The sequence below is a fragment of the Bradyrhizobium sp. genome (assembly GCF_017881085.1).
In the GTDB taxonomy this organism is placed as follows: domain Bacteria; phylum Pseudomonadota; class Alphaproteobacteria; order Rhizobiales; family Xanthobacteraceae; genus Bradyrhizobium.
In genome coordinates this window covers 1-12221 of sequence record NZ_JADGRI010000150.1, presented here as the reverse complement: position 1 = coordinate 12221, position 12221 = coordinate 1, and the positions used below count along the sequence as shown (strand labels likewise).

Here is a 12221-nt window from a genome sequence, read left to right as displayed (position 1 = left end):
CAGATGCCGTTCGAGGCGCTGCTGGCGGCGACCGCGCAGGAGAGCGTGGCGCATCGCTGCGTGGTGATCGGCGAAGATCTCGGCACCGTGCCGGAAGGCTTTCGCGAACAGATGGCCGACTGGGGCATCTGGTCGTATCAGGTGATGATGTTCGAGCGCGACGACCATGGCCGGTTTCGCGGCATCGATTATTATGCGCCGAACGCGCTGGTCACCTTCAATACCCACGATCTGTCGACCTATGCCGGCTGGCGCTCGTTCAGCGACCTCAGGCTGAAGCGTTCGCTCGGCATCGATCCCGGCGAAAGCGACGACGCGCGCTGGCATGCGCTGGCGATGCTGAGCGATATCCTGCGTCACCACGCCATCGAGGACCATGATCTCTACGCGGTCGTCGGTTTCCTGGCGCGGACCAAGTCCCGCCTGCTGACAATCTCGCTGGAGGACCTGCTTGGCGTGATCGACCAGCCCAATATTCCCGGCACCGTCGACGAACATCCGAACTGGCGTCGGCGGTTGCCGCTGGCGCTCGACGAGATCGCGGCGGCGATCGACGTTGCCGCGCTCAAGCGAGCCACGGAGACGCGGACGCACGTCGCGGTTTGATGCGCCTTCATTTCAGCGGGTGAGAGTTTGTCCGGTCGAATCGAAGACTATGGATTGATCGGCGATTGCGAGACCGCGGCCCTGGTCGGCCGCGACGGCTCGATCGACTGGCTATGCTGGCCGGCGTTCGATTCCGACGCCTGCTTTGCCGCGCTGCTCGGCAGCCACCGCAATGGCCGCTGGCTGATCGCGCCGGCCGAGGAGGTCACAAAGACCTCCCGCCGCTATTGGGACAAGACGCTGATCCTGGAGACGCGGTTCGAGACTGCAAGCGGCACCGTCGCGGTGGTCGATTTCATGCCGCCGCGCGGCCATGCCTCCGACGTCGTCCGGCTGGTGCGCGGCGTGAGCGGCCGCGTCAAAATCACGATGCAACTCGTGATCCGCTTCGGCTTCGGCACCGACATCCCCTGGGTCAAGCGCACCGAGGACGGCGCGGTGCTGGCGATCTGCGGGCCCGACATGACCGTGCTGCGCACTCCGGTGGAGACCCGCGGCGAGGACCTGACCACGGTGGCCGATTTTTGGGTAGGCGAGGGCGAAACCGTTCCCTTCGTGCTGACCTATGGGCCGTCGCATTTGCCGGTGCCAAAACCCATCGACCCCGCGTACGCGTTGCAAGCCACCGAGGATTTCTGGACCGAATGGTGCAGCCGTTGCACCTATGAAGGCGATCACCGCGATCTCGTGATGCGATCGCTGATCACGCTGAAGGCGCTGACCTATGGTCCGACCGGCGGCATCGTCGCCGCACCCACGACCTCGCTGCCGGAAAAGCTCGGCGGCGCACGCAACTGGGACTACCGCTTCTGCTGGCTGCGGGACGCCACCTTCACGCTGCTGGCGCTGATGAACTCCGGCTATACCGAGGAGGCGTCGGCCTGGCACAACTGGCTATTGCGCGCCGCGGCCGGCGAGCCGGCCAATATGCAAATCATGTACGGCATCATGGGCCAGCGCCGGCTGTTGGAATGGGAGACGGACTGGCTGCCCGGTTACGAGGGCGCGCAGCCGGTTCGGGTCGGTAACGCCGCGCACGCGCAACTGCAGCTCGATGTCTATGGCGAACTGATGGACGCCTTTCACCAGTCGCGCATGGCCGATCTGAAGCTCGATGACGGCAGCTGGGACCTGGAATGCGCGGTGCTCGAACATCTGGCGGAAGTCTGGGATCACCCGGATCACGGCATCTGGGAGCGGCGCGGCGACGGCATGCACTATGTTTCGTCGAAAGTGATGACATGGGTGGCATTCGACCGCGCCATCAAGAGCGTTGAAAAATTCGGCTTTGAGGCGCCGCTGGAGCGCTGGCGGGCCTTGCGCGATGAAATCCGCCGCGATGTCTGCGAAAAGGGATTTGACCCGAAACAGAACACGTTCGTCGAATCCTACGGCTCGCAGCTTCTCGATGCCAGCATCCTGCTGCTGCCCGCGGTCGGGTTCCTTCCTGCCTCGGATCCGCGGGTTCGCGGCACCATCGCAGCGATCGAAAGGCGCATGATGCGGGACGGATTCGTGCTGCGGCACGATCCGCGCGAAATCAGCGAAGAGAAGCAGCCGATCGAAGGCGCGTTTCTCGCCTGCAGCCTCTGGCTCGCCGACGCCTATGTGCTGGCCGGCGAGATCGAGAAGGCTCAGGCGCTGTTCGATCGCGTGGTGGCGGTCGCGAACGATCTCGGGCTATTGGCTGAGGAATATGATTCCGGCGCGGGGCGCCAGACCGGCAATTTTCCGCAGGCCCTGACGCATATCGCGCTGATCAACACCGCGCATAATCTCAGCGACGCCAGGAAGCCGAAGGAGAAGCCCGCGGTGCAGAGGTCCAAGTAGACGCAGAAACAAACTCTTGTCGTCCCGGCGGTTCGCTCGCGCGACTCGCTGGGAAGTCGGCTTTCTCTTCGCAGGTACGGAACTCGCGAGCCTCCGGTTTCTTGTCATCAAGATATTACTGGAGGTTGCCGGATGATCCGCTTGTTCGTGGCGACGATTTTGTCGGGTTGGCTGGTGTTTCCGGCCGTGGCAGCCGGCCTTGACGCGGCAGCCGTCAATAGCGCTGAACTCGGCTCAAAGCCTCCTGGCGAAGACAACATCGATGCAGCCGTCGTAAGGGCGCAGGTTCTGCTCGACCGGGCTAAGTTCTCTCCTGGAGAAATCGACGGCAAGCTTGGAGAAAACGCGCAAAAGGCCCTCACAGCCTTCGCCGAGGCGAAAGGTCTGGCTTCCGGCAAGGCGCTCACGCCGCGAGTATGGACAGCGCTTGTGGAGACCAACAAGGATCCCGTCATCGCCGAGTACACGATCTCTGACAGCGACGTGAAGGGGCCGTTCCTGGAAAAACTCCCGGCGAAAATTGAAGATATGAAGAGCCTGAAGGCTCTCGGCTATACGAGCCTGCGCGAAGCCATCGCCGAAAAATTTCATATGAGCGAAGGGCTACTGGCGACTCTGAACCCTGGCAAGAAGATCGATCACGCCGGCGAAACTATTCTCGTTGCCAACGTCCTCAACAAACAGCCCAAATTGACGATTGGCCGAATCGAGGTCGATAAATCGCGTCAGACCGTAAAGGCATTCGACCACTCAGGTGCGCTGATCGCGTTCTTTCCGGCGACGGTGGGAAGCGAGGAGAAGCCGACCCCAACCGGGAGTCTGAAGGTCGTCTCCGCTGATGCAAACCCCAACTACCGCTATAATCCCGACTACAAATTCAAAGGCGTCAAATCCAAGGAGGCTTTCACGATCAAGCCCGGGCCGAATAACCCGGCGGGATCGTACTGGATCGGGCTCTCGGCGGAGGGATATGGCATCCATGGGACGCCCAATCCTTCAAAGGTCAGCAAATCTGAATCTCACGGTTGCGTGCGGCTAACCAATTGGGACGTCGGCTGGTTGGGCAGCCATGTCAAGAAGGGAACGCCCGTCGTGTTCGTCGAGGCGCCGGAAGGCGGCCGAAAGAGCTGAGCGGAACCGCGGCCGAAAAAACGGGTCCGCGGCCTGCGAAGGCAGGTCCATAACCACCGGCGCCAACTGTCAGGACTGGGCCGGGACGACGTGTGGCCAGGCGCGCGCAAGCCAGGGCCTAGCCCGTTGCGTTATTCCGCAAAATCATCTCGATCGCGCCCGCAAAACCATCGTCCTCGTTTGACGCCGTGACCTGCGTCGCCTGCTGCTTGACGTCGTCGGTGGCGTTGCCCATTGCGATCGACAGGCCGCTCTTTTTGAACATCGCCAGATCGTTCTGCATGTCGCCGATGGTGGCGACCTGATCGGTCGGGATGGAGAGACGCTTCGCCATCGCCTCCACGAAGGTGCCCTTGTCACGGCCCGGCGGCGTGACGTCGAGGTAATAGCTTTGCGATCGCACCGCGGTCGCCTGCGTGCCCACCGCCTTGAGCATCGCGGCTTCGCAGCGTTGCAACAGCGCCGGATCGGAACTGGAGCCGACGATCTTGCAGGCCGCCGCGAGATAGGGGGAAAAATCCGTAACCACGGTCGGATCGGCCCGGATCGCGCGCTTTTCGTTCGGAACGTATTCGCCGTCGCCGTTGCGGGTAAGCCAGTTCTCGTTGGTGAACAGCCAGATATCGATCCCGAATTCGTTCAGCACCTCGAGACTGCGCGCGACCGCTTGTGCGGGGATCAAATGCTGCTCGATTGGCTTCAATTGCGGATCGACGATCGAGCTACCGTTGAAGGCGCCGATCGGCAGCGTGATCGCCAGCGGCTCGATCAGGAAGCGCATGCCGATGGTCGGGCGGCTTGAGGTGATGGTGAAGCCGATGCCGGCCTCGTGCAGCCGCCGCACCGCGTCCCTCGCGCCGTCGGTCAGGGCTTTGTCTTTTGTTATCAGCGTTCCGTCGACATCGGAGACAACGAGGGCGATGCGGGTCATGCGCGGTTCCTGCGGGCCACGCCGCTATCAAGGGGACCAAGCCTGAGCTGGCGGACGATGTCATCGACGATCGCGTCAACCGAAGCGTCGATCGACACGGTCACCGGGTTTTCACGCGCATCCGGCGGTTCCAGGGTCTCGAACTGGCTTTCCAGCAGTCCCGGCGGCATGAAGTGGTCTTTGCGCTGCGTCAGTCGGTTCGCGATCAATGCCTGCGTGCCCTCGAGAAAGATGATGCGGACATCGTTTCGTCCGTGCACCAGCACGTCGCGATAGGCGCGCTTCAGCGCCGAGCAGGCGATCACGGCATGCTGGCGGGTGAGGCAGACCCGGTCGATCTCGTCCGCAATCGCCATCAGCCACGGCCAGCGGTCGTTGTCGGTCAGCGGCTGGCCGGCGCTCATCTTGGCGACGTTGCTCGGCGGGTGAAACTTGTCGCCATCCTCGTAGCTCCAGGCCAGCCGTTCGGCCAATCTTTCCGCGATGGTGCTCTTGCCGGAGCCGGACACACCCATCACGATCAGCGCGCAGGGTATCTTGTCCGTTTTATTGTCCACGAAAGCCCTCCGGAAGCGCGGCCTGGTCCACGAGCCAAACGGTCTCTTCAGTGGAATGCGCCTGGTTCGCCGGCAGGTTCTCGCCTGCGAGCACGCGCGTCAAGACCGCGCGCTTGTCCGGGCCGGCGACCTCGAACAGCATTTCCCGGCAGGAGCCGAGCGCCGATAAGGTCAGCGTTACCCGCGGCACGAAGGGTTCCACATGCGCTTCGGGGACGCCGACCACCCAGCGTTCGGTCTCGTCGATGGCTGGATAGAGGGGAAACAGCGATGCGGTATGCCCGTCCGGCCCGACGCCCATCAACACGACGTCGAACAGGGGCCTCGTGGGATCGAGGCGGTCGGCGCCGTAAAACGACTGCAGGATAAGCTCGTAGCGCCGCGCGGCCTCGTCCGGATTGACGGTGTCGGTCGGGATCGGATGGATGTTGGTCGCGGGCGCGCAACAATCGAGAAACGCCCGCCGCGCCATCGCCATGTTGTTGAGCGGGTCGTCGGGGCTGACGAAGCGCTCGTCACCGATGAACCAGTGCACGCGATCCCAGGGGATCTTGCTGCGCCAGGGATCGGTAGCGAGCAACTGGTAGAGCTCTTTCGGGCTTGACCCGCCGGTGAGGCAAATCGCGACTCGACCGCTATTGGCGGCTATCCGCGCCAGAATCCGCTCCGCCGCGGTTTTCGCGAGCGCAGCCGAATCGGAAACCGTGATCACCTGGCGATTTTCGTTCCCGTTCATCCGGCCTAACCGAGCTTCCGCCAGCTGCGGCCGTCGCGCTTGAGCAGTTCTTCGGCGTCGGCGGGACCCTCGCTGCCGGCCTTATACTTCTCGAGCCCCCTGGCGCCGGCCTTCTTCCAGGCGTCGAGGAATGGCTGCACCGCCTTCCAGCCGGCCTCCACGCTGTCGGCGCGCTGGAACAGGATGTTGTCGCCGATCATGCAGTCGTAGATCAACGTTTCATAGCCGGTCGCGGGCTCGGCCTTGAAATAGTCCTTGTAGCGGAACTTCATCTCGACGCCGCTGGTCGTAATCGTCGGCCCCGGCACCTTGGTGTTGAACTGCAGCGCGATGCCTTCGGTCGGCTCGACGCCGATCACGAGATAATTCTCCGCCAGCGTGTCGACCGGCGTGCAGTTGAACATCGCGAACGGCGCCTGCTTGAACTTGATGGCCACTTCCGTGCGCTTGATGCCCAGCGCCTTGCCGGTGCGCAGGTAGAAGGGCACGCCGGCCCAGCGCCAGTTGTCGATGCTCAGTTTCAGCGCGGTGTAGGTTTCGGTGGTGCTGCCGGGACCGACGTCCTCGGTCCGGGTGTAATCCTCGATCTCGGTGTCGCCGATCCTGCCGGAGAGATACTGGGCGCGTACGGAATTCTTCAGCGCCTCCTGCTCGCTCTGGGTCTGGATCGCCGCCAGCACATCGGCCTTTTCCGATCGCACCGAATGCGCGTCGAAGCGGATCGGCGGCTCCATCGCGACCAGCGACAGCAACTGGAACAGATGGTTCGGCACCATGTCGCGCAGGGCACCGGTGGCGTCATAGAAACTGCCGCGATGGCCGACCCCGAGCTTCTCGTCGACGGTGATCTGCACGTGATCGATATGATTGCGATTCCAGATCGGCTCGAACATGCCGTTGGCGAAGCGCAGCACCAGGATGTTCTGCACCGTCTCCTTGCCGAGGTAGTGATCAATCCGGTAGATCTGGTGTTCGGTGACGATGTTCAGCAGTTCGTCATTCAGGGCTTTGGCCGAGGCGAGATCGGTGCCGAACGGCTTCTCGACCACCAACCGCCGCCATGCGCCGTTGGCTTCTTCCAGCATGCCGGTGCGGCCGAGTTCGCGGCTGATCGGCGCGAACGCGGCGGGCGGCGTCGCCAGATAGAACAGCCGGTTGCCGCCGGTTGCGCGGTTGGTTTCCAGTTTCTCCAGCCGTTCCCGCATCGCATCGAACGAGGCCGGGTCTTTCGGATCGGCCTCGATGCTGGTGACGCATTCCAGGAGGCGCCTGGCGACCTTGTCGTCCACCGGGCGGGTGGCGTATTGCCGCAGGCCCTTCATCAGGCTATCGCGCAGATCGTCGCTGGTCGTGCCCTTGCGGGCAACGCCGACCACGCAGAATTTGTCGGGCAACAACCCGGTCGCTTCGAGATTATAGAGCGATGGCATCACCAGCCGGTGCGTCAGGTCGCCGGTGGCGCCGAAGATCACGAAGGAGCAGGGGTCGGGCTTCTTCTGATTGGTGAGCTGGGTCAGATTTGGAAGGGCATCTGTCACGAGCGTCCGGCCTTTGGCTTGACGAGGTCGGGCGCGTTTTGCCGAACCGGGTCGGGATGCTGCTGCGGCTCCTTGTGGCCGCCGAAACCATCGCGCATCGCGGACAGTATCTTTTCGGCGAAGGTGTGCTCCTTGCGCGAGCGAAAGCGCGCGAACAAGGCCGCGGTCAGAACCTCGGCCGGCACCGCCTCGTCGATCGCGGCGTTGACGGTCCAGCGGCCCTCGCCGGAATCCTCGACGAAGCCGGAATAATGATCGAGCGTGTCGTTCTTCGCCAGCGCCGAGGCCGTGAGGTCGAGCAGCCAGGACGGAATCACGCTGCCGCGCCGCCACACCTCGGCGATATCGGCAATATCGAGATCGAACCGATGTTCGGCCGGAAGCGCTTCGATATTGGCGTTCTTCAAGATGTCAAAACCCTCGGCATAGGCCTGCATCAGGCCGTACTCGATGCCGTTGTGCACCATCTTGACGAAGTGCCCGGCGCCGACCGGGCCGGCATGAATGTAACCCTGCTCGATGCGCGGATCGCGTCCGTCGCGCCCCGCGGTGCGCGGGATATCGCCGATTCCCGGCGCCAGTGTCGCGAAGATCGGATCGAGGCGGTCGACGACAGCCTTGTCGCCGCCGATCATCATGCAATAGCCGCGATCGATGCCCCAGACGCCGCCTGAGGTGCCGACGTCGATGTAATGGATGCCGCGCTCCTTCAACGCCTTGCCGCGGCGGACGTCGTCCTGCCAGAACGTGTTGCCGCCGTCGATGATGACGTCGCCGGGCTCCATCAGCTTCGAAAGTGCATCGATGGTGGCTTCCGTGATCTTGCCGGCGGGGAGCATCACCCAGGCGGTTCGCGGCTTTGTCAGCTTCTTGACGAAATCCTCCAGTGCGCCGCTGCCGACCGCGCCGTCGGCGGCAATCGCCGCGACGGCCTTGGCGTCCTTGTCGTACACGACCGTCGTGTGTCCGTGCTTCATCAGCCGGCGGACGATATTGCCGCCCATCCGCCCCAAGCCGATCATGCCGAGCTGCATATGTATATCCTCAGTTCAAAGCTTCCGTGATTGCCGTATCGAGCATCTTGAGGCCCGCTTCGAGATCGCCCTTCAGGTGCACGCGCAGCGCGCGCCGGCCGCGCTCGGTCAGCACGTCGAAATCGCCGCGCGCCTGCGCCGCCTTGATCACGCCAAAGCTGGCCTTCTGGCCTGGCACGGCGAGATCTTTGGAGTCGTCGGCCGTGATCTGCAGGAACACGCCCGAGTCGGGCCCGCCCTTGTAGGCCTGCCCGGTGGAATGCAGGAATCGCGGGCCGAATTCGGCGCAGGTCGCGACATGGCGCTTGTCGCGCACGGCAAGCCGCATGTGCTGCAGGGCGTCGATATGCGCCGTATCGCGCTCGATATAGGCAAGCAGCGCCACGTAATCGTCGGTGCCGGAGCGGGAGAAATGCGCCTTCAGCCATGAGCCGAGATCACCGTTCGCGCCGGCCTGGCGCAGCGCTGCGGCATTTTTCTCGTCGGTGTAGAGGTCGGCCTGCGCTGACGACATCACTGGTTCTTCCGCCGGAAGCTTGCCGGACTTTTCGAACGCCGCCGTCAGTTCGCGGGTCTTGATCTTGGCGGCCTCGACGTCGGGCTGGTTGAACGGGTTGATGCCAAGCACCGCCCCGGCCACCGCCGTCGCCAGTTCGAACCGGAAGAATTCCTGGCCGATATGTTCGATCGACTTCATGACAATGCGCACCACGGGATGGCCGGCCTTTTCCAGCGCGGCCAACTTCCCGTCATGCGCGGCGTCGTCCTCGCCCTCGGTCCTGATGTCGATGAAGAACCGGTCCTGGCCGTAAGTAGCGGGATCGGCCAGCGGCTCGCCATCGATCGGGATCAGGCCCTTGCCTTCCTTGCCGGTGGACTCCGCGATCAGCTGCTCGGCCCAAGCGCCGAAATCGGCGATCTTCCTCGACGACAGGATGGTCACCTTGTCGCGGCCGTCGAGGCCGGCCAGCCCCATCGCGAGTCCGAGCTGTACGCCGGGATTTTCATGCGGCGGCACGTCCGGTCCGCACGAGAGCGCCATCGAAAGCGTATGCTTTATCAACGTACGGACGTCGATGCCGGCGGTCGCGGCGGGCACCAGCCCGAACGGGGACAGCACGGAGTAGCGTCCGCCGATGGTGGGATCGCCGTGGAAGATGCGCGCGAAGCCCTGCTTGGCCGCGACTTTCTCAAGCGACGAGCCGGGATCGGTTACCGCGATGAAGCGGTGCCCGGCCTTCTCTGCGCCGATCGTCTCGGATACCCGGGCGAAGAAATAATCCTTCATCACGTTCGGTTCGGTGGTGCCGCCGGATTTGCTGGAGACGATGAACACGGTGTTGGCGAGATTGATCTTCGCTTGAAGGCTGCGCACCTGCGCCGGATCCGTCGAATCGAGCACATGCAGCCTGGGGAAGCCGGGCTGTTTCGCAAAGGTTTCCGCCAGCACCTCGGGCCCGAGGCTCGATCCGCCCATGCCGAGCACGACGGCGTCGCTGAAATTCTGTCCCTTCACGCGATGCGCATAATCCTCGTAGTCGGCGATATCGGCTGCCGAGGGGCTGTGGAGCCAGCCCAGCCATTTGTTCTCGTCGGTCCCGGTCCAGACCGATTTGTCGTGCTGCCAGAGCCGGCGGATCGTCGCCGCGGCGCGCCACTCTTCGGTGGTTGTCTCGACCGCTTTGCCGATTTCGCTCCCGAGCGCCAGCGCCTGCCGGTCGAGACCGGCGCCGAGCACGGTGGCGCGCTTGTGCGCGACCGCGCCATAGAGCTTGTCGGCGGCGTCGGCGAACAGCCTGACGCCGTCCTTGACCAGTTCGGCCGTAATTGCATCGAGCGAAATGCCGGATTTTTCAAGCTCGGCGAGGACATGTTTGGCGTCCTCGATATTTTCCTCAAGACTGTCGCGCGGCGTGCCGTGGTCGCGGAAGGCGTCGAGCGTCGCCGGCGGAACCGTGTTGACGGTGTTGGGGCCGATCAGCTCCTCGACATAGAGCACGTCGCTATAGTCCTTGTTCTTTGTGCCGGTCGAGGCCCACAGCAGCCGCTGCGGTTTTGCGCCCCTGCCCGCAAGCTTGTCCCAGCGCGGGCCGGAGAACAGCCGCTTGTATTCCTGATAGGCGAGTTTGGCGTTGGCGATGGCGACCTTGCCCTTCAGCGCGGCGAGCCGCTCCTTCTCGGAGGGGTCGTTGGCGCGCGCGATCTTCTCATCGAGCTGCTTGTCGACCGCGCTGTCGATGCGGCTGACGAAGAAGCTGGCGACGCTCGCGACATGTGAGGGGTCGCCGCCGGCCTTGACGTATTTTTCGAGGCCGGCGAGATAGGCCTTGGCGACCTCGACATAGACCTTCTGCGAGAACAGAAGCGTGATGTTGATGCTGATACCTTCGCCGATCAGATGCTGGATCGCGGGCAGGCCTTCCGGCGTCGCCGGCACCTTCACCATCAGATTCTTGCGGCTGACGTCATTCCAGAGCCGCTCGGCCTCGGCGATGGTGCCTTTGGTGTCCATCGCCAGATAAGGCGAGACTTCGAGGCTGACAAAGCCGTCGTCGCCGTTCAACTGATCATAGACCGGCCGCAGCACATCCGCCGCATTCTGGATGTCCTCGATCGCCACATGCTCGAACAGCTCGGCCACCGGGCGGTCGCCCCTTTTTAAGGCATACCCGATCGCGCCGTCATATTCGTCGGAACTGCCGATCGCCTTCTCGAAAATCGACGGATTCGAGGTGACGCCTTTGACGCCGTCGCTATCGATCAATTTTTGCAGATCGCCCTTGGCGACGAAGCCGCGGGCCAGGAAATCCAGCCAGATCGCCTGACCGTGGTTTTCGAGTGCTTTGACGGGATTCATGATGGCCTTGTTCTGTTCGAGCCGGTCCCTTTCGGGGTCCCGCACCATCCGGCGGGAAGCCGAATGGTGTCAACCGCACCTTATCCGTTCCTTAGAGGGTGCCGACGAAGGGAATATGCGGATCCCCGCACCATAACGCCATTCACAACATATCGATCCCGGAGAATCCGTGGTTCAGCGTTGATTCCCGGAGGGATTTTCGCAAACGAACGGCGATGCACCGCGATGCGCCGGTGCCGGCGGCGCCCGTCAGTTCGGCGGTGTGTCGCGGGGAATGCGGTGGGTATCGGCTAGCGCAGGCCGGCGTTGATCTTGTCCAGCGCGGCGGAGCCGGGGCAAAGCGCCTTGGCGTCGAGCGTGTTGAGCGGCGTGTCCACGGTGTCGAGATGGGCGTGCAGGTCGTCCGCCTCGGGATCGATGTAGAGCAGGCCGGTCACGATCTGGCCCTTGGCGGCGTGCTTTTGCAGGAACGTCATCGCCGCCAGGCGATCGTTCGGGTCGTAATCCGCATCGATCTTGCGCAGCGCCAGCCGCGATCCGTCGTGCTGTTCGACCATCTGCACGGTGCCCGGCTCGTAATCGACCGTGATCGGGTCGCGGCCCAAGAGCACGTCGAGGCGATTCACCGCGTCGTTGTGCTCGCGGACATAGTCGAAACTCTTGGTCGAGCCGGCATGGTTGTTGAAGGCGATGCAGGGGCTGATGACGTCGATGAAGGCCGAGCCGCGGTGCTCGATGGCGGCGGAGATCAGCGGCACCAGCTGGGACTTGTCGCCGGAGAAGCTGCGCGCCACGAAGGTCGCACCCAGCTGCAGCGCGATCGCCACCAGGTCGATGGCGTTGTCGGTATTGGTGACGCCCTTCTTGGACTTCGAGCCGCGGTCGGCGGTGGCCGAGAACTGGCCCTTGGTCAGGCCGTAAACGCCGTTGTTCTCGACGATATAGGTCATGTTGACGCCGCGCCGGATCGAATGCGCGAACTGGCCGAAGCCGATCGAGGC

General features: G+C 63.5%; 10 protein-coding genes. 3 read left to right on the top strand and 7 right to left on the bottom strand.

Annotation, left to right across the window (positions count from 1 at the left end):
- The 3 genes from QZ213_RS15530 to QZ213_RS15520 all read left to right on the top strand — a co-directional run.
- Positions 1 to 606 (top strand): 4-alpha-glucanotransferase (locus QZ213_RS15530; protein WP_291686969.1); only part of this gene is annotated, 606 nt, incomplete at its 5' end.
- 27 nt (positions 607 to 633) lie between these two features.
- On the top strand, positions 634 to 2436 hold the full coding sequence (locus QZ213_RS15525) for a glycoside hydrolase family 15 protein (protein WP_291686968.1): 1803 nt from the start codon (positions 634 to 636) through the stop codon (positions 2434 to 2436).
- Positions 2437 to 2568: 132 nt separating this feature from the next.
- Complete coding sequence (locus QZ213_RS15520) at positions 2569 to 3567, top strand: L,D-transpeptidase (RefSeq protein ID WP_291686967.1); 999 nt, start codon at positions 2569 to 2571, stop codon at positions 3565 to 3567.
- Between the two features lie 118 nt (positions 3568 to 3685).
- Here QZ213_RS15520 and QZ213_RS15515 read toward each other — a convergent pair whose 3' ends face one another.
- From QZ213_RS15515 to QZ213_RS15485, 7 genes are all read right to left on the bottom strand, one after another.
- Positions 3686 to 4498: a Cof-type HAD-IIB family hydrolase gene (locus QZ213_RS15515; RefSeq protein WP_291686966.1), complete on the bottom strand. Its 813-nt coding sequence runs from the start codon at positions 4496 to 4498 to the stop codon at positions 3686 to 3688.
- The gene (locus QZ213_RS15510; protein ID WP_291686970.1) at positions 4495 to 5013 is read right to left on the bottom strand and encodes a gluconokinase; all 519 of its coding nucleotides are present in this window, start codon (positions 5011 to 5013) and stop codon (positions 4495 to 4497) included. The genes QZ213_RS15515 and QZ213_RS15510 overlap by 4 nt, the downstream gene beginning before the upstream one ends.
- A gap of 31 nt (positions 5014 to 5044) precedes the next feature.
- Positions 5045 to 5791 (bottom strand): 6-phosphogluconolactonase, encoded by a 747-nt coding sequence (pgl, locus tag QZ213_RS15505; RefSeq protein WP_291686965.1) that lies wholly within the window; start codon positions 5789 to 5791, stop codon positions 5045 to 5047.
- A 5-nt stretch (positions 5792 to 5796) separates the two neighbouring features.
- Positions 5797 to 7329, bottom strand: a complete 1533-nt coding sequence (gene zwf, locus QZ213_RS15500; protein WP_291686964.1) for a glucose-6-phosphate dehydrogenase — start codon at positions 7327 to 7329, stop codon at positions 5797 to 5799.
- Positions 7326 to 8363, bottom strand: a complete 1038-nt coding sequence (gene gnd / locus QZ213_RS15495) for a phosphogluconate dehydrogenase (NAD(+)-dependent, decarboxylating) (RefSeq protein WP_291686963.1) — start codon at positions 8361 to 8363, stop codon at positions 7326 to 7328. The genes zwf and gnd overlap by 4 nt, the downstream gene beginning before the upstream one ends.
- Positions 8364 to 8373: 10 nt before the next feature.
- Positions 8374 to 11220 carry a bifunctional transaldolase/phosoglucose isomerase gene (locus QZ213_RS15490; protein WP_291686962.1) on the bottom strand — a complete coding sequence of 949 codons (2847 nt, stop codon included), beginning with the start codon at positions 11218 to 11220 and terminating at the stop codon, positions 8374 to 8376.
- Positions 11221 to 11510: 290 nt separating this feature from the next.
- Positions 11511 to 12221, bottom strand: a 711-nt coding sequence (locus QZ213_RS15485; RefSeq protein WP_291686961.1) for a thiamine pyrophosphate-dependent enzyme, incomplete at its 5' end; no start/stop codon positions are given.